Annotated in this window: 18 protein-coding genes; 4 read left to right on the top strand and 14 right to left on the bottom strand. The window is 55.8% G+C overall.

The annotated features are described in order from the left end of the window. Positions 1 to 304: 304 nt before the first annotated feature. The 3 genes from OSO_RS0129290 to OSO_RS0129280 form a co-directional block, all read right to left on the bottom strand. Positions 305 to 661, bottom strand: coding sequence for a hypothetical protein (locus OSO_RS0129290; RefSeq protein ID WP_010586524.1), 357 nt, complete (start codon positions 659 to 661; stop codon positions 305 to 307). Continuing rightward, the gene (locus OSO_RS0129285) at positions 648 to 1,712 is read right to left on the bottom strand and encodes a DUF1559 domain-containing protein (RefSeq protein WP_010586523.1); all 1,065 of its coding nucleotides are present in this window, start codon (positions 1,710 to 1,712) and stop codon (positions 648 to 650) included. Before OSO_RS0129285 ends, OSO_RS0129290 begins: the two co-directional genes overlap by 14 nt. Before the next feature lie 314 nt (positions 1,713 to 2,026). Continuing rightward, on the bottom strand, positions 2,027 to 3,394 hold the full coding sequence (locus OSO_RS0129280) for a sulfatase family protein (protein WP_202799989.1): 1,368 nt from the start codon (positions 3,392 to 3,394) through the stop codon (positions 2,027 to 2,029). 442 nt (positions 3,395 to 3,836) lie between these two features. On the opposite strand from OSO_RS0129280, the gene OSO_RS0129270 reads away from it, so the two are divergent. After that, the gene (locus OSO_RS0129270; protein WP_010586521.1) at positions 3,837 to 4,841 is read left to right on the top strand and encodes a zinc metalloprotease; all 1,005 of its coding nucleotides are present in this window, start codon (positions 3,837 to 3,839) and stop codon (positions 4,839 to 4,841) included. A gap of 272 nt (positions 4,842 to 5,113) precedes the next feature. Here OSO_RS0129270 and OSO_RS45665 read toward each other — a convergent pair whose 3' ends face one another. The 3 genes from OSO_RS45665 to OSO_RS0129250 form a co-directional block, all read right to left on the bottom strand. Beyond that, a complete protein-coding gene (locus OSO_RS45665) occupies positions 5,114 to 5,992 on the bottom strand; it encodes an HAD-IIA family hydrolase (RefSeq protein WP_083842997.1) in 879 nt (292 codons plus the stop codon). A 755-nt stretch (positions 5,993 to 6,747) separates the two neighbouring features. Continuing rightward, positions 6,748 to 8,382 (bottom strand): arylsulfatase, encoded by a 1,635-nt coding sequence (locus OSO_RS0129255; RefSeq protein ID WP_010586518.1) that lies wholly within the window; start codon positions 8,380 to 8,382, stop codon positions 6,748 to 6,750. A 363-nt stretch (positions 8,383 to 8,745) separates the two neighbouring features. Beyond that, positions 8,746 to 9,507 carry an RNA polymerase sigma factor gene (locus tag OSO_RS0129250; protein WP_010586517.1) on the bottom strand — a complete coding sequence of 254 codons (762 nt, stop codon included), beginning with the start codon at positions 9,505 to 9,507 and terminating at the stop codon, positions 8,746 to 8,748. Between the two features lie 303 nt (positions 9,508 to 9,810). On the opposite strand from OSO_RS0129250, the gene OSO_RS48775 reads away from it, so the two are divergent. The 3 genes from OSO_RS48775 (at position 9,811) to OSO_RS0129230 (ending at position 15,020) form a co-directional block, all read left to right on the top strand. Then, complete coding sequence (locus OSO_RS48775) at positions 9,811 to 12,903, top strand: serine/threonine protein kinase (RefSeq protein ID WP_010586516.1); 3,093 nt, start codon at positions 9,811 to 9,813, stop codon at positions 12,901 to 12,903. 200 nt (positions 12,904 to 13,103) lie between these two features. Beyond that, positions 13,104 to 14,132 (top strand): NADPH-dependent aldehyde reductase Ahr, encoded by a 1,029-nt coding sequence (ahr, locus tag OSO_RS0129235; protein WP_010586515.1) that lies wholly within the window; start codon positions 13,104 to 13,106, stop codon positions 14,130 to 14,132. A 33-nt stretch (positions 14,133 to 14,165) separates the two neighbouring features. Further along, complete coding sequence (locus tag OSO_RS0129230; RefSeq protein WP_157605518.1) at positions 14,166 to 15,020, top strand: class I SAM-dependent methyltransferase; 855 nt, start codon at positions 14,166 to 14,168, stop codon at positions 15,018 to 15,020. Positions 15,021 to 15,179: 159 nt separating this feature from the next. Here OSO_RS0129230 and OSO_RS0129220 read toward each other — a convergent pair whose 3' ends face one another. From OSO_RS0129220 to OSO_RS0129185, 8 genes are all read right to left on the bottom strand, one after another. Next, positions 15,180 to 16,520, bottom strand: a complete 1,341-nt coding sequence (locus tag OSO_RS0129220; RefSeq protein ID WP_010586513.1) for a PhoH family protein — start codon at positions 16,518 to 16,520, stop codon at positions 15,180 to 15,182. A 224-nt stretch (positions 16,521 to 16,744) separates the two neighbouring features. After that, the gene (gene glmM / locus OSO_RS0129215; RefSeq protein WP_029247604.1) at positions 16,745 to 18,091 is read right to left on the bottom strand and encodes a phosphoglucosamine mutase; all 1,347 of its coding nucleotides are present in this window, start codon (positions 18,089 to 18,091) and stop codon (positions 16,745 to 16,747) included. Positions 18,092 to 18,099: 8 nt separating this feature from the next. After that, entirely contained in the window at positions 18,100 to 19,677 is a 1,578-nt protein-coding gene (gene guaA, locus OSO_RS0129210; RefSeq protein ID WP_010586511.1) for a glutamine-hydrolyzing GMP synthase, read from the bottom strand. A gap of 289 nt (positions 19,678 to 19,966) precedes the next feature. Next, on the bottom strand, positions 19,967 to 20,464 hold the full coding sequence (locus OSO_RS0129205) for an ExbD/TolR family protein (RefSeq protein ID WP_010586510.1): 498 nt from the start codon (positions 20,462 to 20,464) through the stop codon (positions 19,967 to 19,969). A gap of 2 nt (positions 20,465 to 20,466) precedes the next feature. After that, positions 20,467 to 20,949 carry an ExbD/TolR family protein gene (locus OSO_RS0129200; RefSeq protein WP_010586509.1) on the bottom strand — a complete coding sequence of 161 codons (483 nt, stop codon included), beginning with the start codon at positions 20,947 to 20,949 and terminating at the stop codon, positions 20,467 to 20,469. A 77-nt stretch (positions 20,950 to 21,026) separates the two neighbouring features. Continuing rightward, on the bottom strand, positions 21,027 to 21,902 hold the full coding sequence (locus tag OSO_RS0129195) for a MotA/TolQ/ExbB proton channel family protein (RefSeq protein WP_237729350.1): 876 nt from the start codon (positions 21,900 to 21,902) through the stop codon (positions 21,027 to 21,029). Positions 21,903 to 22,095: 193 nt separating this feature from the next. Next, positions 22,096 to 23,169, bottom strand: a complete 1,074-nt coding sequence (locus OSO_RS0129190; RefSeq protein ID WP_010586507.1) for a tetratricopeptide repeat protein — start codon at positions 23,167 to 23,169, stop codon at positions 22,096 to 22,098. Positions 23,170 to 23,244: 75 nt separating this feature from the next. Beyond that, on the bottom strand, positions 23,245 to 26,766 hold the full coding sequence (locus OSO_RS0129185; protein WP_083842995.1) for a P-loop NTPase family protein: 3,522 nt from the start codon (positions 26,764 to 26,766) through the stop codon (positions 23,245 to 23,247). Between the last annotated feature and the right edge of the window lie 5 nt (positions 26,767 to 26,771).

The raw sequence follows: 26,771 nt of genomic DNA, 5'->3' as shown, positions 1-26,771 counted from the left end.
TTCGTCTGCCATGAAGATATCGCTTGGTGAGTTGAATTTGAAACACCAGCGATGCGCGAGCTCGAAGTCGTTGATGAGAGCGAATGGAATCGTCTGCCTTTCAGTCATGCCCGCGAGTTGCTTGGGGCCCATGAAGCAATCAAAGCCGCGTGCTCGTTTCTGGTCACGCAATCGATGGTATCCAACGAAATGGAATCAAGAACACGGGGATGGCGTGTTGCTTCTCAGTGTTTGGAGAGTCGATTACAAACAGGCAAACGACGGGTGTCTTCGCGCGGTTGACACCCGTCGCTTGAGGTCTGGATTATGATCCGCGGCGCTGGGCGAGCATGAAGTCGTACAGCGTTTTGGCGGACGATTCCCATTGGCCCGACTGTGCCTGATGGATGATCGCGTCGAGTTTTTTTGCGGCGGACTTGGGGATCGATCCTTCGTCGCGATACGAGTCAAGACGCGTCGCGCAGTCGCTGAGACGCTTTGAATCACGGGTCGTCAGTGCGGTGAAGAGTGCGTCGACCGTTGTGAAGACCTCTTCGTTTGACGTCAGTTGTGGCTGCGACCAGAGTCCGCGAATGAGAAGTCCCAGCAATACCACGGCGAGCACGCTGGCGGCGATGATGATGACGCGGCGGCGGTCGTCGGAGGAATCAGTTGTCCCCATTTACGACCTCATTTCCATTTCGTGTCGAGAGCGCGACCCACACATTGCCGTCCGTGAAGGCGGTGTAGTAGCGAACCGATCCGTCACCGAACAAGACGTTGCAGCCCGCGCCGTGTTCGCCCCACATTTCATCGGTGTGGCCAAAGGGATTGTTGGGGGCGTGGATGATCACTTGTGGATGGTCGTGGACGTCGGGGCCGCTGTGGCAACCGACCAGATCCGTGGCACCATTGTTATCCGATGCCCAGGGCCGCAAATCGAGCCGCGGTGAAACAACCGCGGTGGGGACGACGCCGACCCAGGTGTTATTGCAGAGAATTGAACTACGTTCGCCAATAAAAATGGTGTTCGACAACCCGTCCGTGACGTCGGCGATTCGTGTGTGCGAGTTCGGATAGAACGGACCGTCAATGATGCAATCGGGCGCCCCAGGAACAGGCTCGGGGGTGTCATAGTTGTAACAGTAGGCTGTGACACGTCCCCAGGGCTGATTGATGCCGGCGTTGGTCACGTAATGGCTGTGCGAGAAGAAGATGTTACTGCCGTCTGATCGAGTCAATGGGACACCGTGCCGATTGTCCGCGCCTTCCCTCTGAATGTTGAACCCGTCGCTGCCGCCCGTGGCGGACGGGCACAGAAACGCGGCCACTTTGGTGCGGGCCGGCAGGGCGTTCACGGGCGCCCAGCAAGGTACGTTCATGTCGAACGTGTTGTACAAATTGGTCTGCTCGAGGAATGGCAGAATCGTGACCCCCCACGCGAAGCCGGGAGGCGCGACACGGTGGTCGTCTCCGTAGGTGACTCCGAACGAGGTTCCATCCAGATAGGGGTTGAGAATGCACGACGGCGGAAAGACGCGGTGCGTACTTTCATAGTTGTGAAGTGCCAATCCAATCTGTTTGAGATTGTTCTTGCATTGAGTTCGGCGGGCTGCTTCACGGGCCTGCTGCACCGCAGGAAGCAACAAGGAAATCAGGACGGCGATAATCGCAATCACCACCAGCAGTTCGATCAGCGTGAACCCCGGACGGGTTTGTTTGGTCTTACTCATTCGTTTTACCACAAGAAAAGCATGTTTTTGCAGAACTCAAATACGATTTTGAGTACTCAAAATCTCTGGTTAGCAGAGTATCCATCGAACTGGTTCGCGTCAAGTCGAACGAAAACTTGGGGGCACTCAATGAGGATGGCGGAGTGGTGGCGTTCCGCGCATGACTCGCTATTGGAGTTCAGGACAATCGGCGTCAGTGACCGTGATGACCGGATTCCAATTTTGGTGAGGATGGCGGCGGGATTGAACTGTGATTGTCGCCGAAAATCACAACTCGCACTGCGTACGCACCCCAGTTTTGGGCGTGCCCTGCTCTACGGCGTATCGGGTGACGTACCTGCCTGCGGATTCCAGCGTTGATCGAGTAATCGGCTCAGCTCCGCGACCTGAGCCGCGTCGGATGCGGCTCGATTCAGTCTCTCGTGCGGATCGAGCTTTACCTGATAAAGTTCTGGGCTTGAGCCGGACTTCATGGGAACGATCAGTTTCCAGTCGTTGTGGCGAATCCAGCGATGGGTGACACTCAAACGGGGCTTCCCCAGCTCGACGCAGTCGTGGAAATAGATCTCACCGAACACGTCGTGGCGCTCAAGTGTTTTGCCCTCTCGGACAACGGGCAGCAGATTGAGACCAGGCAGGACTTGCGGGGCGGCGGCTCCGCAAGCCGCGAGAATGGTGGGGGCGAGATCGATTGTCGAGACGAGTTCCGTTTTGCGGCTGGCGGCGATCCAGCCAGGGCAACGCAGGATGACTGGGGTGCGTACTCCATCTTCGTAGGGGGTGTTTTTGCTTCGTGTCAGGAATTGTTCGCCGTTTCGGACAGGTCCGTTTGTCTGCAGCCAGCCGTTGTCGACGACATAAACGATCAAGGTGTCCTCGCGCAGTCCATGATCATCGATCCATTGGACGAGTTCGCCGCAAGTTTCATCAAACCACTCGCACATGGCCCAGTACTTGGCGATTTTGGGTTCACGGCCTGCCACTTCGTATTTCTTGAGAATCCGTTCGGGTGGATCGTGCGGCTCATGTGGCATCATCGGCGCATACCACACGAAGAAAGGCGAGTCGCCACACGACGAGATAAAGTCATAGATCGGTTTCATCGTTTTTCGGCCGATGACCAGTCCATCATCTCCGTGCCGGCCTTTGGTGGTTAAGCCTTGGGTAAATCCCCCGTTGGAATAGTGCCCTTCCCAGAACTTGCCGGACTGAAAGCTGCGATATCCCCGATCCTTGAGCAAACGTGGAATTGTCGGGGCGTCACGCAGGAATGGCAGCATTTCGGACCGATCGACGCCTTGCGGCGGATCATTGCAGCAAATCTTGTGTTGGCTGGCATACAGGCCGGTCAGCAAGGTCGCGAGACTGGCCCGGCACAATGATGTTGGTGTATAGCCACTGGGGAAAAGTGCGCCCTCGCTGGCGAGCCGATCCAAGTTCGGGGTCTTGATCGCTTCGTGACCCATGAAACCGTAATCGGTCCAGCCCATATCGTCCCCGACAATCAGCACGACATTTTTGGGCTTTTCGGCCTGCACGGCCATCGTACTGACGAAGATTGCCCACCCCAAGGTTGCGATTCTGACGAAACGATTCCAAAACATCGGCTGGCTGCTGTCGGCGTCACAAGGGCGATCGATAGAAGTCGTACCCACAAATGCCGCGTCGTCTCGTTGCACCATTATTGTCCTCGTCGAATTCGGAATCTCGAAGATCACACCAGACCGATTCATTTCGATTTATCTTGGCCCATTTCGTTAGTCCCTGAGCCAAAGGCGACGGCGGCCTTCTTTCTACCATTGCTGGTCGGACAACATGCGGATCGTGAAACGAATTGAAAACCATCTTCGTTGTTGGCTCATTGTGAAACGAAGATGGTGGACTGTGGAAATCATTAAAATGAGAATGAACAGTCTTGGCGACGCCAAGGCCAGTCAAGATATCGAAATCGAGTGACCGACGGTGTGGCACTGCCGCACGGCAGCATCTCTCAAACAGCACCTCATATGCGGGTAAACTGCGCTTCACAGTCGGATCATATGGACAATTGGCGCATATGGCAGTACGTTGCGACGACATTTCCGAATTGCACTTCCGATTTCCCTTTCAAGAGGAGGAACGGCCATGGTCGCGGCACCCGCAGTACTTGAGTACAAAGTCAGCGGAGAGACGACAACTCACACGGTGATGGGGCCTGCTTACTTCAACTCATTCTTGGATACAACCGGTATCAGTTCGACAAAAAACGCGACGCTGACGATCACCTTACGAATCGGGATGTGCAAGATCGGTCCGGGCACAGATATGGATGATATGGCGAAGTGGCCGCGTGGCGCGACGAATGGGCGAGTGAAAAATCTGTGGGATAACAGTTGGACCATCTGCACGGAATGGAACGATGCCAGCTACAACCAGTTTTGTGCACAGGTGAAGAAGGAAGCCGAGTCATTCTGGAGTTGCTCGGACGCCGCTTGGGGAAACAAGGGAATCACGCTGATCAACATCTCCAAGGATTGGAGTGGGTTGGATGTCCCGCTGGGAATCAACGCCACGCATCAGGCGAACGTAGAATGTGATTTTCATATCGAGTGGGCCAAGTCCGCCTCAGACGCGCATATTCTGATTTACGCGGCCCGGCTGCCCGAGGGCGCGTCAAAGATCTGTTCCTGGATGACGCCTGGAAAAACAAATCGTCCCGGAAAAGGTTTTTTGAGCACCGGCAGTCTGACTCTCGAAAAGTCGGGCTATTGCGGCGCATATACCACGGGCGGAATTTGTTCTTCCAACGCCGTTGTTGCACATGAGATTGGTCATGCGCTGGGGCTGCCGCATATTGGTTTGATGAACGTCGGCAGCACATGCACGCGTGAGATCCAGGGCGGAAAGATTGATCGCATTCTGCGTGCCCTGAACCTCAAAGGTTACGACGGAAACATTGAATCGTGTTACGCGGGAGAATCGCCGGCGGACACGGCCAATGTGATGGGGAAAGGCAGCACGATCAGTATTCAGAACACCGATCCTTGGCGAATTCGTATCGCCCAGCACACGCACACGCCGGTGGGTGATTGGGCCGTGGTTCCTGATCGTTGGGGGCCAATTGAATTGGCGCGATTTAAAAAGCTGTAAGAAACGACGCTGGTTTGGATGAGGAATTGGAATGCGCGTCGAATGCGAGGGCCTTCTGCGTCACGCAGGATAGTTCGAGTGTTGACCGGCGTGTAGAAAAAAGGGGGACTGGCTCCGCAAGGTGCCTGTCCCCCCTTTTTTCTACCTGATGCAGCTTGGATCGGCATTTCCTTCGGTGTTTTTTAAACGGAGCACGGTGAAACGGAGCACGGTGGCGAGGCGTGATCCTCTGCCACCGTGCTCTGGAAGTCCCATACGCGTCGGAGCATCCCCTACATCTGAGCGACGGCGGCGCCGGTGTAGATCCGTCGTGATTCGAACGTGAGCGGAGTCGCCACTTTTTCTGCGCGGGCGAGGTGGTTGGGCGATTGCCAATCGTTTTCGTCGAGCAGGTCCAGCAGTTCCGCCAGAGACGAGATAATCAGGTCGGGCCGGTACGCGTAGCGGGACAGATCTTCCAGTTTGGCGCCGCCGCTGAGGACCAGCACGGAGTGAAAACCGAGCTGTACCGCGCCGAGAATGTCGGTTTCCATTGTGTCGCCGATCATGGTTGTTTGATCAGTCATGAGCCCAATTTCTTTGCGGGCAGCACGCATCATGATGGGGCTGGGTTTGCCGACGCTGAACGCTTTGACGCCGGTGGCCACTTCCAATGTGGCGACCAGGGCGCCGCAGCCGGGGCGCATCCCACCGTTTTGAGTCGGGCAATTCGGGTCGGGATTTGTCGCGATGAGCTTCGCCCCGTGCATGATCATTTGCACGGCGGCTTCGACCATTTCCAAGTTGAATGTCCGTCCTTCGCCCACAACAACAAAGTCAGGATCATGATCGACGATGGCAATGCCGTTCTGATGCAGGGCGGTCAATAGTCCCCCTTCACCGATGACGAATGCGGTACCCGAGGCCTTTTGCTGGGCGAGAAAGCGGGCCGTCGCCATGGCGCATGTGAAGATATGTTCTTCTCCGACTTCGATGCCCAACCGTGCCAGCTTCGTCACGACATCCAGTCGGGTACGCTGACTGTTGTTGGTCAGAAAACGGAACGGGATCTTTCGGCGCAGCAATTCGGCGATGAACCGATCTGCACCAGGAATGAGCTTTGCCCCACGGTAGAGGACTCCATCCATGTCGATCAAATACCCGTGCTTCATAATCAAACTTCTTTCAAATCAAAACAAAGTCTGCTCGCGTCCCTTCAATGAAGGGACAGCCCACGCTTCGCCACACTTTTTCCGCGCCGAGCCAGCGCGAGGAATTCCGGAATTGCTCATTCAGACTGACGTTCACATCCTTGTCAGACCTCACGGCCTGTTTCTCGGTCGCTTGCCCGACGCGCGGAACGCGCGAAGCGTTGGCAAGTCGATCTCATCTGACATACGTTTCGCCGATTGGGAACAATCAAATCCTTTTTGTATGGCCAGTCTCGGCGTACTCCGTTCAGGAGGAGTCTCAGAACGGAAAGCAATTCGCGCGCCACAACGAAATGGATGTTGCGGGCGACCGCGATCAGGCTTCGTCTGTGACGCGTAGAGTAGTAGCTGATTGAGAAGATTTTGCGACCAGAACTTCAAATTCAGAAGAAGTCTGGTGAATTGTCGCAACAATGGTTCAATCGAGATGTCAAAGGCTTTGCTTGAAGCCGACGAGAATGGCTCCTTCGCCTTTCCACACTTTGTAAAACCGGCAGGCCGCGCTGAGCATGACAACGAATGAGCGCTCAAATTCCGCAGGAGTGTCGCAGGAGTGCGCTCGCCAATTCAGATGTGATCTGCGCGCGGGTCACCGTTGGGGGCGGACTCTTCTTCATCGGCAACGGGTTGTCTGGTGGCGAATGACTCGCTGGGCGTCGCGCGCTGTCTGTGATGAAAATGCGTCTGTCCTCAACGCGTGGTGTTCACTGAGTTGATCAATCTTTGGCATCCTTCGGTAAGTCACGTTTTGCCAGTTCCTGGAATTCCTCGAGCTTGGATTTCCACGCCTGTTCCATCTGTCGAACCTTGCCGGGCAACTCTGCTGCCAGGTTGTGCGTCTCACTGCGATCGGCATTCAAGTCGAACAGTTCCCACGGCCCCTGCTCTCCCCATGAAACCAGTTTCCAGTCACCAATTCGGATGGCTCGATTGCCCGAGTGATACCACCACAAGAAGTCGTGCGGCACACCGACGTCACGTGCCAAAGCCGGAACGAGACTCTTGCCCGGCGGTGCAGGAACCGGATCGCCATTCCAGGTTTCAAACCGATTCGCTCCTGTCACTTCAAGAATGGTGGGAACCAGATCGATCAGATGCGACGCCGTTCCACGCAGTTCCCCCGTGGTCGTGAGTCCTTGCGGCCAATGCACAATCAAGGGCGTAGCGATACCGCCTTCATGAACCCAGGACTTGTGCATGCGAAACGGTGCGTTCGAGACGGTTGACCAACCCGGCCCCAATCCCAGGAACGATTTCGCCGATCCGGCCGGAACCGCGGGATCGTGGCCATCGCCACGGATGAGCTGTTCGGCGCTGGCGCCATTGTCGGACAGAAAGAAGATCAAGGTATTCTCGAGGACATCCATGGCGCGCAACTGATCGATGACGCGCCCGACCTCGCGGTCCATGCGATCGACCATGGCCGCATGAATGGCCATCTTGTCGGCCTGAAACCGCTTCTGTTCCTCTGTAAGATCCGTCCAGGCCACAGCGCGACCAATCTCGCCCGGGCCGATGCGCTCTCTCAATTCGCTCTCAGGAGGATTCCAAGGCGGAGAGGTCTTTTCGGCACGTGGTGCCAGTTCGCAGGAAAGAAGCCCCAGTTCTCGCTGTCGCGCAAATCGACGTGCGCGGATCACGTCCCACCCCTCCGTGTAGCGATCTTTGTATTTCGCGATGTCTTCGGGAAGTGCGTGTAACGGAAAATGGGGCGATGTGAAACAAAGGTAATGGAAGAACGGCTTGCTCGCATGTTCGAGCGCATGCTCGCTCAGGCATTTCAGGCAGTGGTCGGCGATTGCCGTCGTGGCGTAGTACCCTGAACCAAGCTCAACCGGAGGGAGCGGTTTGTCGTCTTCCGTGTGAAACTGTGGCGAAAAGAATCGGTTGTGATCGTCGAGCGTGTATGCGTGATCGAAGCCATTCTTGAGCGGCAATCCGTCGATATGCCACTTCCCTGAGTGATAATTGCGATACCCGATGTTCCGGAGCATTTCCGGAAGCAGTCGCGCCCATGCGGGGCGGTTCGCGCCTCCACCGGCACTCGGCAACTGAGGCAGCGAATCACGCCGGACTTGTTGTGCGTAATATCCAGTCATGATTCCAGCGCGGGTCGGCCAACAGCGCGCCGTGTTGTAGAACTGAGTGAACTTCAGTCCGCGGGCTGCCAACTGATCGAGGTTCGGAGTTTCAATTTCACCTCCGTAGCAGCCGAGGTCCGAAAATCCCAAGTCATCGGCCAGGATGATCACCACGTTCGGGGGTGTCTTGTCGGCGGCAAGGACAATGCCGAGCAACGAAGACCAGACAAATAGACCAATCGACAATCGGAACACGGCGGAAGAGTTCATACAGCATCCTGGATCGAATTCACCTGACGCTACTCAGACAGTCAGAGTTGTCGGTTCACGGTGAGGCCGGATTTTACGCGGTCACTGTGAAGATGTCTTGCGTGGGCCGTGTTGAAACGAAGGTGAAGACGAGGAGTGGGGACTGGCTCCGTCAGGTGCCTGTCCCCATTCCTCGTCCTCATTCCTGTGCTCCCGCAGGGGAACGCCCCTTGCGATCTCGGTTTCTGCAGAGTGAAAAGGAGATCTGAGATTCTCTTGCACTCGACTTCTGGGCATACGAAGCGTTCCCAAGTTCCCGCTTGGTTGAAGCACAGGGGCTGAGATAAAGGGGACAGGCACCTGGCGGAGCCCGTCCCCTTTATCTCACGACGAACTGAGTGCGATGAAGAGTTGTTGCAACTCATCCTCGACTTCGCTGGGGCTGGCGACTGTCTGGGCGATTTCATTTCGCAGCAGGTCCCGATAGCGTTTGCGAAGACGGTGTGTGGCGACACGGATGGCTGAATCCGTGGCGTTGAGCTTCTCCGCTGCATCCGCGTAACGAGCCTGTTCACGGTCGGTCGACAGATACGGTTGCAGCGTTTCGAAGAGTGATAATTTGCCCAAGTCGATATACTCATCGCGCAGTCGCTGCAGAACCCGATCCAGAACCGCAAGTGCCCAGCGTCGCTCAAATTCGCGTTCAGGCGTCAGGTGATGTCCCGGTTCCATCTGATACTTCGATTCACCGGATTCCCAGTCGAATGCCCGCACATCCAACGAGAGGATGGCCTGTCCCCCGCCCCGTTTGAGGGTGTTTTTCCGATCCCATTCATTGGCGAAAAAATGGTTCACCGCGGCCAGCAAGAATGAACGGAACCGGCCCCGCGCCGGATCGACGCTGTCGAGGAATGCCTTTTCCAGAAGCTTGGCAAAAAAGCTTTGGGTCAAATCTTGGGCTTCGTGGCTATTGCGACTTCGTCGCCGAAAGAGTGCATAAATTGGATACCAGTAAGCCCGACACAAATCGGCCAATGCCTCGTTGGCACCGACGAGCGGTCGTTCTTTCGCTTGCAGGACAAGGCTCCAACGTGTCGTTGCGAACCGTGGAAAACGTCCCTGAGCGACGGGAAAATCGAAGGGCATGACCACACCTTGGAATTGGCATCAGGTTCAATGTGAATCACACCATAAACGTTTCTGACGTCGGCGACTACATCGTGTCTCGATGATGTTGAAATCAAGGAGACGAACTCTACCAGGTGCCAGTCTCGTTGATTTCAACACCAACAAGCATCCCGGCTTGCCGAAGATCGATTCGCAAGTGGCCGCAATTTTTTCACTTCTCGTGTAACGTTTGTTGAAATTCACTTCTTTTAATTGGTAGAGCGTTTGAAATGACGTTTGAAGTGAACCGATCGTGATGGATCTTTTTGTTGGAAGCGGACTATGAACGATGCCACGAGATGTGCGCAGTGCGGATGTGACGTGCCGGTCGGATTTCCGCCCGGTGTTTGTCCGACCTGTCTGCTGAAACAGGCAATGTCCCCCAGCACATTCAATAGCGCGGCGGAACGTCGTTCTCCGTCGAATCGGCGGTGGATCCCCCCCTCGCCTGCCGAACTTGCCCCGCGCTTTCCCCAGCTTGAGATCGTCGAGTTGCTGGGCCAAGGGGCGACCGGTGCTGTCTATAAGGTGCGGCAACTCGACCTGGATCGCTGGGCCGCGTTGAAAATTCTCTCGGACGAGGTGGCCGAAGATTCGTCATTTGCCGAGCGGTTTCAACGTGAAGCTCGTGCTCTGGCGCTGTTGGGGCATCAGCACATCGTCATCGTCTATGAATTTGGACAACGAAATGGGGTCTATTTTCTGCTGATGGAATATGTCGATGGTGTCAATCTCAGACAGGCCATTCGTGCGCAGGAGATCACGACGCAAGAGGCGCTCGCGATCGTCATGCAGATCTGTGACGCCTTGCAGTTTGCGCACGAAGAAGGTGTCATCCATCGAGACATCAAGCCCGAGAATATTTTGATCGACAAACGGGGCCGCGTGAAAATTGCCGACTTCGGGTTGGCTAAATTGTTGGGACGTTCGTTTGAAGTTCCGACACTGACCGGCACGCATCAGGTCATGGGCACGCCGGTGTATATGTCACCTGAGCAGATGGAAGGCACGCGTGCCGTCGATCATCGCGCGGATATTTTTTCGCTGGGCGTGGTGTTTTATGAGTTATTGACGGGCGAGCTGCCATTGGGCCGTTTCGCGCCGCCGTCGCAGAAGTATCAACTGGATGTGCGGCTAGACGATGTTGTGCTCAGGTCACTCGAGAAAGAGCCTGATCGTCGTTATCAGAAAGCCAGCGAAGTCCGTCACGATATTGATTCGATCCGCACGCAACAGCCCGTCTCGTTCGTGCCTCCAGTTCGATCCCGTTCTCTGATGCAGGGATGGCAAAGCTGGCAGGTGCGAACCGCCCTGTTGGGACTGCTGCTGGTCGGCATCGTCGTTGTCGCCGACTTGATCGAGCCCAATACCTCGGATCCGCAAAATCGGATTTTGACATCAAAGGGCATCGGCAATCAGGTGGCTCATGAAGCAAATCTGCAACACGGGCCAATGATGGACTTTATTCAAAAGTCCGGTCAGGCACCCGTTCATCATTTGGGGGGGGGCGGTGGCGGGATGTTGGGGGCTCGTCTGGGTGGCGACGAGGAAGATTTCTTGGCCAGGAAGCGGCCAGATACAAAATGGAGCGTCATGGTTGTGCAATTCGACGAAGGCAATGCCAGCTTGAATTCTCGCGTGGATGGGGCAAACTGGGGATTCGTCGAGATTACTGAATCGCAACGCATGACGATCGATCGAATCCTGACGGAAATTCATCAGAAGTATCTGGAGGTCGAGAGGCAACACACTCATCGAGTCATCCATGAGGATGGGACTCAGGAATCGATTATCTCCGACTTGTCCCTGGACCGAGCGAAGTTGGAACAGGAATTTTGGTTGATGGTGGATTCCGAGTTTTCGGCCGAGCTTCAAAGATTCATTCGTCGGGTGATCCCGCTCTACAGCGACGTTCAGCGGCAGCAACCCGAGATTTTCATCAATAGCTTGAGAGACGCGGATGGTACGTTCTATCAGGGGAAAGGGTCGCTCGAAGGTGAATTGATCTTTCCATTCAAAATGAGGGACCCGCAGATCTTGGGCTGGAGACAGGTTGGGCAGGAACTGCATGTTTCCATCAAACGCACGGCCACGGGATTTCGCTGGAATCTGACGTTCAAGTTCCGTGAATTTGTTGATACCGGCGAGGCTCGGGTTTTACCCGTCGGACTGCGTCGTTTTTGGAATGCCACGAACATTCCCCAAACGAATTTTTCAAAGCCGCCTCTCGGCAAGGCCGCGCCGTTTTGGGAGGAAGATTCAGATCTGCCTCTCAAAACTCACAATCCGTTAGAATTGGACGAGTTCGATGACTACAAGCGACGGATGAAGCTGGACTCGTATCATGAGGCTGCCGAATCAATTCCTCAGTTGGAATCGTCCTTCGATGGCGACGGTTCTGCAATCGCGCACCCTGATTCGGCGGACTTGAGTGACGTTCTTGACATGACCGACTCCAACCGCGGTGTCGATCTTGGGGCTTCTGACGACGTTGCAAAACCTGTCGGTCAAGACAACACAGACATCGGACTTTACGATGATGTTGCCGAACCGCTCGATCAAATCGATTCAGAAAAACATCTGGACAAGAGCGACGTGTCGCTCGGTCTGGTGCTGGAAAAGCTTGATCATTGGATTCTCGACGATGTCGATCTGCCTCAATTCAACCGTCAGATTGATGTGCTGCTGGTGCGCTATCCCAAGCCCCTCGATCAAGGGGCCGTTCGTCTGAAGGCGGTTCAGGTCATTGTCAGACATGTCCATCTGCAGCATTCAGGAGACTTCTCGAGTCACATCCCAGAGATCTACAAGCATGCCATGGAAGGACTCAAGCGACTTAGAGACCCATCCGAACGCAGTGAGCTCTTTCTGATACTGGGCCAAATCGCGGGCCGAGCGCCTGAGTTTCTTGAAAATCGAGCGACCTCGGCGCGTTGGTATCTGAAAGGTTACGCCGAACTGCTGCCGTTTCAGCTTCCTGAGGCAATGCCTCCATTGCCGATTGTGGAGGAGCGGGCCGCGGCCGTCGCATCTGCACAGTCGCCAGAGAATTCGACGACAAACGAGGCCTTGGCAGAATCGGGCACCGTTAGTGAACTAACTTGGGAGCAAGTCGACTTTGAAGTGCGCCGCGAGATTCTGGAAAAGAGGCGAGCGCAGGTGGAAGTCACTCGCGGCTTAGTCGGCCGGCGGGATGAATATGTCGCAGGCATAAAGGCGCTGGTGGTTCGAAGTCGTCAGTCCGACTCTCCCCCCGATGATCAATGGCTTGAAAAGCTGGCGATGTCGATCTTGCCGACAATGGAGGACGTCACACGGTTGATCGAATCGATTGGGACGGACCCTGAAGGATCAGTCGACGCTCGCCAGAAATGACATTGGATACGAGCCACCGACTTCTTGAGCCGAGTGTGTGACGGATTTGTCTGTGGAGGCCAATACGAACCGCTCAGGCGGTGCGGTCAGGGGTCGGTTGAGCGGATTCCGATTGGTCGACGTATTCAGGATGGCTATGATCTCGTGTTACCGGACCGGATGGCGGTCCGCGTGTGTCACCTTCGCGAGAAGAGAATTCTATGGCCACCACATTCAAAGCCTATGCCGCCACCGAAAAAGGGGGCGAATTGAAGCCGTTCGAATTTGATCCTGGTCCGCTTGGGGAAGATCAGGTGGAAATCGCGGTCAGCTATTGCGGGGTTTGTCACTCGGACCTGTCGATGCTCGAAAACGATTGGGGGATGAGCAGGTATCCATTTGTGCCGGGCCATGAAGTTGTCGGAACCGTGGTTGCGGCGGGGCCCCGGGCCAAGAATGTCAAAGTGGGTGACCCGGTTGGGCTTGGTTGGTCCTCAAGCAGCTGTCTGTCGTGTGACCAATGTTTGTCAGGTAACCATAACCTTTGCTCGACAACGCCAGGTGCCGAGGCAACGATCATCGGACGTCATGGCGGATTCGCGAACCGTGTGCGGTGCCATTGGGTATGGGCGACGCCGCTGCCAACGGGGCTAGATCATGCGAAAATCGGACCATTGTTTTGCGGCGGTGTGACCGTCTTCAATCCACTCATTCAATTTGGTGTCAAACCAACCGATCGAGTGGGAGTGATTGGAATTGGCGGCCTGGGACATCTTGCCCTACGATTCCTCAATAAATGGGGCTGCGAAGTCATCGCATTTTCGTCGAACGAATCCAAAACGGAAGAGGCCAAATCTCTTGGCGCACATCGAGTCGTGAACTCACGCGATGCCAAGCAATTGGCTTCCATGGCGGGCCAACTGAATTTCATCCTTTCGACGACCAATGTGCCCCTCGATTGGGAAGCGTACTTAAAGTGTCTCGCGCCCAAAGGACGTTTTCATACCGTGGGAGCGATCCCCGAGCCCATGTCGATTCATGCGTTCTCACTAATTTTTGGCGAAAAGTCCGTCTCTGGCTCGCCCACCGGAAGTCCTCGTACGACGAAGCTGATGATCGACTTTTGTGCCCGTCATCAGATTGAGCCGGTCACAGAACTGTTCCCGATGTCCAAGGTGAACGACGCTATCGAGCATCTTCGCGCGGGGAAGGCCAGATATCGGATCGTTCTGAAGAACGATATTGCGTGATGTCGTGCCCGCTCGCTGGAACGATCGTCCTCGGTGAGTTCACAGAAGGGGCAAATCGGGCGGATGAAGCCACCGGGACGGGTGCCGTTAGACTCTAAGGCGGCGATGACACGTGACGGTCAAGGTGCCTGTCCCTCCTCTCAATGTCGAATGGCCGCTATGGATCGCGTCGAAGACCACTATCGGAATTTTTTGGCTCCGTCATACAGTTGGATGAGCGGTGGGTTTGAGTCGAAGCTGGCTGAGAACGTTCAGTTTTTTGCATCAATTCTGGGCAAACCCATAACTCATACGACTGCTCTCGATCTGGGGTGTGGCTCGGGCTTTCAGTCAGCGGCTCTCTTGTCCTTGGGGTTCGATGTTGTCGCCGTCGATTCCAGTGAAATATTGATTGCGGAACTTCGCGAGCGTACGGCAGATCCGAAGTTAACCACTTTGATTGCGGACTTTCGACACGCCAGCATGTATGCGGAATCTGGTCCTTTTCAAGTGGCGGTGTGTATGGGAGACACGCTCGTGCATCTCGCGACTCTGGAAGAAGTCTTGCAAGTTCTGCGAGACGTTTTTGCCGCTTTGATCCCACAGGGCTGGCTTGTCTTGGGTTTTCGCGATTTGACACAGGAACTGAAAGGAATTGATCGAGCGATTCCCGTTCGATTGGACGAACACCAGTTGATGTCGACTTTCCTGGAGTTTGAACCCGAACATGTCGTTGTGAACGACATGATGTTTGTGCAGCAGGACGGTCGCTGGACGATGTCGAAAAGCTGCTATCGCAAGTTGCGACTCGCACCTGCGGTGGTGATTGAGCATTTGGAGCGGATTGGATTTCATTCGATCGAGCTTAAGTCCGAACGCGGGTTTTGCACGATCGTTGCGCGGCGATGAAAGGCCGTGGACGGAAGACGGTGCTGACGGTCTTCACAATCAGCGGCCGACCCGTCTCTCGTGAGCAAACCCGGCGCGCCAAGCATCGTGATGCGTTTGGTCACGGCCGGGGATGAATTGGATCTTGGCGATTGTGAATGCGCCACAGCAAATCGAGTCTTACAGCAAGTTGCTGGCGAGTTCGGCAAGGGCTGAGCGTTCGCCTTTTTCCAGCGTGATGTGAGCGTAGATCGACTGTCCCACCATGCGATTGATCAGATAGGTCAATCCGTTGGACAGCGAATCCAGATAGGGATGATCGATCTGCTGGATGTCGCCGGTCAGCACAATCTTGGTTCCCTCCCCTGCTCGCGTGATGATCGTCTTCACTTCGTGCGGAGTCAGGTTTTGGGCTTCATCGACGATAAAGAACACGCGTTGCAGACTGCGACCGCGAATGTAGGCCAACGGTGTCACTTCGAGCCGATACTTCACGAGCAGATCGTCAAGTTTCGTACGCACATCGGATTCACCCAATTGAGCGCACACGACAGCAAGGTTGTCGTAAAGCGGCTGCATGTATGGATCGAGTTTGGCGTTGACGTCACCAGGCAGAAAACCGAGATCGCGATTGCTGAGCGACACGACGGGGCGTGCGAGCAGCGTTTGTCGATATCGGGACCGGCATTCCAATGCTGCGGCCATCGCCAGTAGCGTTTTTCCAGAACCCGCTTTGCCGCCGATCGTGACAAGCTTAATCGAATCGTCCATGAGCGCGCTCAGCGCGAACGCCTGTTCGGCATTGCGGGGTGTAATCCCCGATGCGGAAATCTTCTCGAGCCGCGAATAGACCTTTTCATCGGAATGGTATGTGGCGAGGACTGACTTTGAACCATTGCGCAGAATGAAATTCTCGTTGGCAATCGGATCCTCCACCATCGGCAAGTGCGTTGTCGGGACGTCACCGCTGGCTGTGAAGAATTGGGAGATTACGTCGGACGGCAGATCAACGACCAGCCGTTTGCCGGTATATAGCTTTTCAAAGCTTTCGACCTTGTCGCTGTTGTAGTCCTGGGCCGGTAAGCCCATGGACTTGGCTTTCAGCCGCAAGTTTGTGTCTTTGGTGACCAGGATCACCGAGCGTGGTTGCTCGTGGTCTTGAAGCGTCAGGGCGATATCGAGAATGCGATGGTCTGGTGCATCGCTGAAGAACGCTTGCCGTAGCTGTTCACCGTGGTCCCCTCGCAGGACGACGCGAATCCGCCCTAGTCCCGAACCCAATGAGGTGCCTTCTTCTGAGAAGACGTCGCTGGTAAGTTCATCCAGTCGGCGAAGAAACGCACGGGCCTGGAAGTTGATCGCCTCGTTCCCCTTCTTGAACTTATCCAGTTCTTCGAGAACCGTGATGGGAACCGCGATGTCGTGTTCTTTGAAGTTCCAGAGGCACCCGGCATCGTGCAGAATGACGTTCGTATCAAGTACAAACAGCTTCGAGCGAGCGCTCGGCAGAGGTGCCGTCATCAAGTCCTCCTTGACCAAGTGTCATCCGCGATCCGCGGTTCCAGAGATCAAGATTCTTCCCCGGGAAGAACTCTGATCGAACTGGAGGTGACTGTCCGTTCCGTCTGGTCAAAAGGCTAAACGGATCACGTCAATCGGTCAATCGAGTTCCCGACAAATCCACCAGAACAGATCCGTTCTCGTGGATTTGAAGTGGGCGCAGCCTTGCTATTGAGCGGCCTGCTTCACTGCGTTGCCTGTTTGGCGAGTTCCACTGCTTCCGCACAAAGAGCCTTTGCTTTGGAATCATCCGGGGCTTCGGCAATGACACGGATGATCGGTTCGGTATTGCTGGCGCGAACCTGGACCCAGCGATCGGGCCAGTCGAGTCGCAAGCCATCTCCTTCCGTGGCCGTGGCGGTGGCATACGCGGATCGCAACGCGGCACACGCTCGATCGACACGTTCACGCGGACAATGCAGCTTATCCTTGACGATCGTGTAGCGAGGCAATGAATCGACCCAGGCCGCGAGGGGTGTTCGGCGGACGACCAATCCATCGAGGACATAAGCCATGCTGACAAAGCTGTCGCGGACGTATCCGACGTGCGGTTCGATGACGCCTCCGTTGCCTTCGCCACCGATGAGTGCGCCAACTTCCAGCATCTTCGCCACAACGTTGGCTTCGCCCACGTGCGAGCGATGAAACTGGCATCCGTGTTTGGCCGCCAGATCCGCCGTGACACGACTGGTTGAGCCGTTCACCACAACGGCCCCCTTCTGTCGTGAAAGGACATGATCGACGGCGAGAGCCAGTGTCAATTCTTCGCCGATATAGCGGCCAGTGTTGTCGACGATGGCCAGGCGATCGGCGTCGGGGTCCTGTGCAAACCCGACGTCCGCACCGTGCTGAACGACGGCCTTCATCAGCGTCGTCAGGTTCTCTTTCAACGGTTCGGCCGGATGTTCGAACTGTCCGTCGGCGGAACCGCCCATCACGATCACTTCGCAGCCGAGGTTACGCAGCAATTGCGGTCCCAGCAGGCTGCCAGAGCCGTGATTGCAGTCGAGCACGACCTTGAAATGTCGGGCCTTGATCGCGGCGACATCCACGAGCTTGAACACCCGACGCTGATGTTCGCTGGTCGGATCGGCCACAATTTCGACCGTACCCAGTTCGGACCAGCCGCGGTACCGAGGTGTGCTGTTGATGACACTGAGAAGTTGCTCACCAGTCGCTTTGTCAAAGACCGATCCACGTGGCGAGAACGGTTTCAATCCGTTCCATTCGATCGGATTGTGGCTCGCCGTCAGTTGCAACCCGCCCGCGGCGTCCAGCGCCGTCACCATCACCCCGCAGGTGGGGGTGGAGGCGATTCCCAGGTCGAGCACTTTGCAGCCAGTGGCCAGCAGTCCCGACAGCACGGCGTGCCGCAGCATTTCTCCAGTCGAACGACCATCGCGTGACAGGACCACTGTTCCGCCGTTGGCCACGGTCCCCAGCGACGCTGCAAACCGCGTCACGTATTCCGGATCCAACCCGTCGCCGATGATCCCTCGTAAACCAGAAATACTCAGAATGCGTTCGGCCATGTGATCCGTCACTCCCATTCGATGGTGCTGGGTGGCTTTGAGCTGATGTCGTAGACGACGCGGTTCACTCCGCGAACCTCGTTGATAATCCGGGTCGAAATCCGCTGCAAGACGTCGTGGGGCATCGGGTACCAGTCGGCCGTCATGAAGTCATCGGTCGCGACGGCTCGCACTGCGATCACTTCTTCGTATGTTCGGCCATCGCCCATCACGCCTACGCTTTGGACGGGCAACAACACGGCGAAGGCTTGCTGAATCAGGCGATACAGTCCTGCCGACCGCAATTCTTCCAAGACGATGGCATCGGCCTCACGCAGCTTGGTCAGGCGGACATCGGACAGTTCACCCAGGCAGCGGACGCCCAATCCCGGGCCGGGGAATGGGTGACGCCAGACCAATTCTTCGGTCAGGCCCAGTTCCAGACCCATACGGCGTACTTCGTCTTTGAACAGATCCCGCAGTGGTTCGATCAGTTCGAAGCCGAGCTGTTCAGGCAGTCCGCCGACGTTATGGTGGGCTTTGATTGTTGCGGCCGGACCATCAATGTTCGCGCCGGATTCGATGACGTCGGGATATAACGTGCCTTGTGCCAGGAACTTCGCGTCCTGGATCGATTCGGCTTCTTTGCGGAAGACGTCGATGAAGACGCGTCCGATGATTTTCCGCTTTTGCTGAGGATCGGTGACACCGGCCAGTTCATCAAGGAACTGCTTCTTCGCGTCTACCACGTGCAGGTCGGTCTTGAAGTGGTTTTCAAAACGATCTCGGACCTTGTCGGATTCGCCTTTTCGCAGCAGACCGTTGTCCACAAAGATGCACGAGAGTTGTGACCCAATGGCCTTGTACAGAATGGCCGCGACGACCGACGAGTCGACGCCGCCGGACAGACCACAGATCACGCGGTTCGCGCCGACACGGGCCCGAATCGACGCGACTTCGCGGTCGATCAGCGAACTGATTTTCCAGGTTCCATGACAACCGCAAACTTCTTTGACGAAGTTGGCCAGCAGTTGGCCGCCATGTTCGGTGTGCGTCACTTCGGGGTGGAATTGCAGTCCATAGATCGCTTGTGAACGATGTTTGACGGCGGCGAAGGCACAGGTTGAAGTACTCATCAGGGAAGTAAACATTCCTGCGGTGTCTTCGATCTGGTCACCGTGGCTCATCCAGACGGTCATTGACGCGGGGAGGCCCGTGAGAAATGGGTCGGCGGCAACGATCTGGCATTGGGTTCGGCCGAATTCTCGTTTCGAGCCCGGCGTCACGCGTCCGCCGAGGGTCTGACAGGCGAGTTGCAGGCCATAGCAGATCCCCAGGATCGGGATTCCCAAGTCGAACAACCGAGCATCGACGTGCGGGGCGTTCTTTTCGTAAACACTGGCTGGGCCACCGGAAAGGATCAATCCTTTCGGTTTCAGTTCACGGATGCGCTCGATCGGCAGATCATGTCGTACCAACTGACAGAACACATTTTGGTCGCGAACGCGGCGTGCGATGAGCTGCGCCGTTTGGCCACCAAAATCGAGGACGAGAATGAGCTCTTCTTGAATGGACGGGAGTCCGTTCGAATCAGCCGGGACAGTCATAAAACCAAAACCGTTGAGGGGGGATCACAGGCCCTGCACCGGGTCAGGGGGAAGGGGCCAATTGTATCGACCTGACGGCTGAACGTGAACCGCACGCGGGGCGGGATTCTCGGGAATGACTTCCGAGCGGGTGGCGAGGCGAGGAATTCTTATCTCTGTAATTCGCCTGTCTTCTCTGCGTCTCCGTGCCTCTGTGTCTCGCACCCCACCGCTGGGTCCACCTGAATGCAACGCGTACTTCGGGTACTCAATGGGTCGGCAGGAAGACGCAGAGAAGACAGGCAAAGGACTATGTTTTGGGTTTGTGGGGGGCGGCGAATTTAATCTTTTCGACGTAACGAGCGATCTGTTTAGTGTTTGGATCAAACTTGCCGGTGCATTTCGAGATGGCACGAACGACGTATTTGTACTGCGTTTCAAAGTCGGCATCGATTTCGACTTCGACCTCTTTGGTCAACGGATTTCCGGGTCGACCGATGTAGGTCAGGATTTCCTTATTCAGTTGCTCGAACGCGGCGTCGTCATTGCCCAGATTTTTGGAACCAAAGGTAATCTGAGTCAAATTTCCATCGCGATCGGAATGCAGGCCGACCTTGATTTCAGGCAGGCCCTGATCGGCGGCGGCGGACGGCGGACCGATGGGCATGTTGATGTTGAAATTGCCCTCGGGCGAGACAATCTTCAGGTTCAACATGAAGAAGATCAGCAACTGGAACACGATGTCGATCATCGGTGCCATGGGAATGTCGACTTTGGATGGACCAGACCAGCGCTTGCTGAATTTCATGGTTAGATCTCCTCCGCTGTCGCGCGAAGCGAGAACTTGGAAAAGCCCGCGTCCTGGCATCGTTTGATCAATTCTTGCACCAGTCCCGTCGGGATCTCGGAATCGGCTCGAATCAAGACCGTGACATCCTTGATGACGTCGGGGCCGTGCAGTTGTTCCATCACACGACGTTCTGTTTCCAGATCCTTCGAGATTCGTCCCACTTCTACGTATCGTTCGTTGTAAAAGATTTCCGGGAATGGTTTGATGCGAGAACCCGTTTGCGGATCACGCTGGTAGCCATAGTTCAGCACCAGTTCATGTTCGGGTTTGACGACGGGGGGCTTGGCGAGGGCATCTTTGGGAAGTTTGACGCGTTCATCTGCCTTGGTGTTCTCAAAATTGATCGCAATCATAAAGAACGTCAGCAGTTGAAAGACGATATCGATCATGGGGGTCATATCTGGTTCGGTAAACCCCATTTCGATTTTTCGCATCTTCAACATGGTCCCGGTCTCCCTACGCGCCCGTGTTCCGTCGTGCAACGAATTCGTGCTCGTCGCTTCTCACATCCTTGTGGTGATCATTCGGAGCGTGGTGCACTCGGCGCACCTGCTGGTGCCGCACCACCTGGACGGCCGGCTGCGGTCGCGGGTTTGGTCATTCCCTGGAAATTCTTCATCAGGTTGTCGGCGACGAAACCGCATTCCATCAGGAACCGGGCCAGGCGATTCTTGTAGAGCGAATAGAAGATGATCGCGGGAATGGCGACGACCAGGCCTTCCAGAGTCGTAAAGAGCGCGGTTGCAATTCCGTCAGCCAGTTCCGACGGCTTGGGGGATGTCGTTGAATTGGCGATCACCTGAAAACTGAGCACCATCCCCTGCACCGTTCCCAGTAGTCCCAGCATGGGTGCGATGGAACCGATCAATGCCAGATAGCCGATTTTGTGTTCCATCGACATCGTTTCGTCTTCGCCGACCTGCTGCATCTGTTCGACGGCTTCTTCGTAACCTCGCGAGAGACGACCCATTCCGGCGGCCAGAATGCGGCCAATGAACGAGTCACTGGATTTCGCGGATTCGTAAGCGCCCTGATAGTCTTTCGCCTGCAGTTGCTGTTCAAATTCTTCAATGAACGAGGCGGGAAGATAGTTCTCGCGGCGAAGTTGCAGCGCGATCATCATGATAATCGCAACCATCGCGAACGAGACCAGCATGATCAGAAAGCCAAAGATCCCGGATGCGCGAATCATCCAGCTCAGGAAGGTCTCGGGCAGCTTCTTCGCATCGGGCGACTTTCCGTCGGCGCCCGGCTTAAAGTTGTCATCGACTGGCGTCGACTTTTCCAGCTCGTCCTGAGCGTGCGATACCGATGGCCACGGAGTGACAGACATCCCTCCCACGAGCATCGCAAGAACCAAACACCACCAACGGCTGTAAACGATCGTCTGGTTCATGGAGATCCCTTTCACAGAACTCATTCCTTTTTTGAGAGCGTCGCCTTCCAAGCTTCGCCAGTTTACCGATTCTAAATGTCCGATACCGTGGTTGCCAACTTACTGGCACGGTGAAAACGGGGACTTCGCACAGTTTCAACAAGGAAGAATGGTGTCACAAGGCGATTCGGAGAGTGGGCATCGGTGTCGGAGGCTATTTTTCTTCGCTTCCATCCAGCTTTTTCCGCCATTCACTATTCGGGTAATTCTGGACAAGTTTCGCCGCCGCATCGGCGCTGCGTTCGGGGTGCTGCAACTGTTTCCAGACCCGACTGAGTTGATAAAGGGCTTCGGCGTGAAATTCACCCTCTTTAGGAAACAGAACATCCACATGCAGAAATGCGAGAGCGGCTTCCTTATTCTTGCTGCTTCCTAACCCCAGCAGTGCCTCACCCTGCAGGACGTAGGCCTCGGCCTGAATTGCGGAGTCTTCCACGGGGCCTTTGTCTGTGACGACATCGAGAATCTTGAGGCTGTCGTCGTATTTGGATTTCAGCAGAAGTCCGCGGGCTTGTCCGAGCATCGCTTCATACTTGCGAGCGACTTCAGCCGGCGATTGACCTGCCGCCTTCGCGGCCGCTTCGAAACTGGCAATGGCCTCGTCGAGCTTTCCTTCGGTGACTTCAACCCGAGCTTCCGCGATCAGGGCCGCCAGTCTGAGTTCATTCCACGGAGCCTTCTTCAATGTTTCGGCCGTGGCCCGGACGCCTGACGCGTCTTTGGTGAGAAGTTGTAATTGGCTGAGCAACAACATCGAATCGTAATAGCGGATATGTTCCGAATATGTTTTTTGCACTGATTGCAGTTTTTGGATCGCGGCGTCTCGCTTGTCCGGATCGGTCAGCGCCTGTTTCCCCTGGATCCGAGCGAGCACATATTCGAATTCCCCTTGCAGGAAAGGACTGGGCGATTTGGCGTCAGCTTTGGCTTTGGTCAGACTCTGGATCGCGGCATCATAGCGCCCGCCATTTTCGTGGGAATAGGCAACCTTCAAGTCGGGCGTGGCGGCTCCCCATTCGATCACTGCGATCTCATTCGCCTGAATGATCTCTTCGCCTTGCGGACGTTTGAGCGTCAGTTCGGTTTTTGTCATCGCCGAAATATCGCCGTTGACGCGTTTGGCATCACCTTTCTTGGTGATGATGTCTGTTGCCGCTTGAACGGATGTCAGCGACAGAATCAGGATTGTTGCGGTCAGACACACGATTCGATTCGACAGCATTGTCATATTTCATCTTCCACACTGCGAAGCAAAGGGCGGTTTCAGAGGCGAGTGAGTGTCAGGTCGAGACCGGCGATCTCGTCACTCGGTGCGTGGGGGTGAGGGTGGTCGAGGTCGAGGCGGCTTTGGGGCCGGTACCTGCCCTTCAGGACGCGTGGCCGGTCGCGACGGAGATGTTTGCGCGGGGCCGGCTGATGGGGGACTCGACGGTTTGGCTTCGGGTTTCGGCCGAGGCTTTGGCGTCGAGGGGAACGAGAATGCGGGGGTGTCTTCGTCATCCACCGCAATCCCCGTGAATGCCGCCGTCGATGCCGCAGCAGCCGCACGTCGAATCGACGATTTGGACTTCGGCTTTGGTTTTCGACTGGCCTGGATGACCGCTCCAAAGACGACAATCCCGGCAATGACGCAGCCCAGGAACATCATCCAAGTTGTCGAGTCCATTGAACGCGCCGCGGTTGCGTTAGGTGCGACAGTCTCCGTGGAGCTCTGTTGTTTTGGTGAATGGGGCGATGCTTCGGCTGCGTCTTTGTCTGCAGGTAAGGCCGACACGATTTCTTCATTTCGCGGCAGGTCGACGACCTTGCGGCCGAGCTCCTTCATCGTATCACGGTACAGACGATTCAATTTTTCCCGTTGTTCGTCCGGTAGCGATTTCATGATGGACGCGGAACCGACGAGTTCCATCGCGCACAGTTCCAGCGTTTTCTGCTTCTCTGCCGCGGGCTGTCCTTTGGCAAATTCGAATCGGCAGGCAGACACGTTGTAACGGGCATCCAGAAAGGCTTCGACCATTTCCGGCCGATCCGAAAAATTCTTTTGCTGCTGAATTCGCTTGGCAATTCCGCCCCAGCCCCACAGCCCAATTTCGCGCTGCCCCACGATCGCCACGATGAACTTTTTGGGATCGCTTTCTTTTCCCCAATCCTGATAGACCGACGCTCCTTCCATCTGCGTTCTCAGGTCATTGCCGCGTGCCTTCAGCACTTCCGTCAGCAATTTTTCCGCGTCAGGAAAGCTTCGCTTAAACCGTAGGCATCGAATCAGCCGCACCTTGACGTTGAGTAACTGGTCGGGTGTCGCGAAGCTCGGATCTTTCTCTGCACGCGTGAAGATTCCCTGGAACGCTGCAGCGGCCCGGTCGTAATACGAGGCTGATTTCTTGTGATCGGTCGCGATTTCGCCCAGGGCGATGAACGTTTCACCGATCCAACTGAGCGAGCCGATCGTCTGCCCCTCCTGCTTTTTAGACATATCATCCAGGAACGATTCGAATGCTTCGCGTAGTTTCTCGAAGCGTGCGGTTTCGCCATTGCTGCGGAATCGTTCCAGCTCGGTTTTCAACATCCGGCCGAGACCCACATACAGGTCTGTCAGATCGGAATTGGTGTCACCCGCTGCGATCGCTTCCAGAGTTTGCATGGTCTGCCGGGCGTCGTTCAGCTTATCCGCGCCCATCCCGATATCGGCGCGCAGCAACAGCGTGTAGACACTTTTGGCGACGGAACGACTTTGAATTCCCTTCTCCGGCCGCACGCTTTCATCTTCGACGGTGATCGCCTTGACCACGGACTGCGGATCGTCTTTCAGCAGTTTTGCGGCGGCCGCTTCCTGACCCTGGTTGAGCAGAATTTCTGCCAGATAGATTTTCGCACTAACGAGTTCCTGCGGGACAGAGCCCTCGACGGGTAGCGTCGCCGACAGTCGCGCGATACCGTTTTTCAGGTAAGTCTCGGCGGATGCCTTCCAGTTGGACAGAATCTCGGTGGTGGGGCGCGCCGTGGGCGTCTGTCGTGTCGCAGCGCCATAGGCGGCCCAAAAGGCCTGACCCGCAGACAATTGAGCTTCCGGGAATTTCGGGTCGCTCTCTGGCACCTTGCTGAACCATTGAGCCGCTTCGATCGGTTGCTTGGCCGATCGATAGAGACCGCCGAGAACCATTCGTGCTTCATTGGCGCGTTCGCTTTCCGGCCAGCGGTCAGTGATCAGATTTGCGGCTTTGATGATCAGCCACATGTCGTCCATTTTCCGTTCGGGCTCAACTTTATGTTCGTTGTACTCCTGCACGAACGCCGCCATCGCCATGTGTGCCGCATCAATCGCGATGCTCGTATCGTCCTCTTTCGACGTTCGAGCAATGTACTGGGCCAGAATCGCCGCTTCGTAGTTTTGATGAAGGTGGTATTTGGTATGGGCGAGTAGTAATCGCGCGGTTGAAATGTCTTTCAAACTGTCGCGGCGGTTTGCCAGTGCCAGCGAGAGTTCCAGATTTCGTTCGGCGTCGCTAAGCAGATTCTTCCAGTCCTGCTGCAAACGAGCCAGGTCTTCTGCGGCAATCCGCGACTTCGTGCCCTCATCGAGTTCTTTTCGAACTTCCATCGCCGAGTTGAATGCCTGTCGCCCCAACCCATAGGCTGCATCAAAGTCTTCCGGCTTACGCTCTTTGCCGCCCAGTTTCGTTTGCATCCTTTGCATCATCGCAAGCGAAACATCTTTGTATTCACCGGGGAAACGATTGATCTGCTGCGCGACGGTTCTTGCCTGTCGCCAGTACCGTTCCTGATCCGGCTTGGGAAGACTTCGATTGTCACCGAGAGCCTCGTAAGCACGCGCCTCTTCCCACTGAATTCCCAGGCCGACGGACGTTCGTGAATCCGTCGCGTTCTTTTTCTGCCAGTCTTCCGCCAGATCGATTGCCAGCTGGTAGTCGCTGCGCGCGTACAGGCAGATCAGTTTGAACTGCAGGGTCTGCGATTTCAGGCTGCGAAGCGACGGGTTGTCGCCGGGATGTTCGAGCAGTTCGTTGTAAATCCCAAGTGCTTTCTGCAGATCCCCTTGTTCTTCGAAACATTTTCCCTGCCAAGCACGGGCCGTCAGTCCCCCGACGTACGTTCGGTACTTCTGGTGCACCGTTTCAAATTCATCGGCCGCCCGGCCGAGCAATTGTTTGAACTCGCGGGCCGTTGCATCGTACGTCTGTGCTTCCTGATACGTGCATTTTGCGAGGCTTAGGGACTCGTGAACCAAGTTTCCCAGGATCGCTTCGCGCTCGGCGTATTGCGTTGGTTCTTTCTGTTCGTCGATGAAGACAGGATATTTTTTGAGGGCGGCGTCATGTTGATCGAAGGCGGTCTTCAAGACGTCACGCGCTTTCGCGACGAGCTCGCGACCCCGGCGCTGGAACGGCAGTTTTGATCCTTTGTTTGCGGGCGACTTCGACTGAAAGATCTCGACGTCGGCCTTCTGGAGCAGGATCTGGGCTCGATCGGAATTGGCGTCGGCGGTGCGGGGATGATCCGGATGTTCGCGCACGAACTGTTCGAGGTAGGCCAACGCCTGGTCGAGCTGTTCTTGCTGCTTTTCAGGATTGCGGAGTGCCTTGGCCGACTCGCGCAGTGTCACCGCCTTCTCGTAGGTCAGAACCTGACGGACGTCATCGGGGACGGAAGCACGTTGTCCGAGTTGATCCAGATAGAGAATCGCATAGTCAAAATAGCCTCGCTCGCGCAGCCCACGGACGAAGTCGAGATACCGCTCTTCCGCGTGCACCGCCTGCGCGAGGACCACGATCAGGATCGAACTTATCAGCAACCGCAAGTTCATCGATT

Origin of the sequence: Schlesneria paludicola DSM 18645 (assembly GCF_000255655.1) — a bacterium.
In the GTDB taxonomy this organism is placed as follows: domain Bacteria; phylum Planctomycetota; class Planctomycetia; order Planctomycetales; family Planctomycetaceae; genus Schlesneria; species Schlesneria paludicola.
Note: the sequence above shows the minus strand (reverse complement) of the source record. Positions and strands in the feature narration are given on the sequence as shown.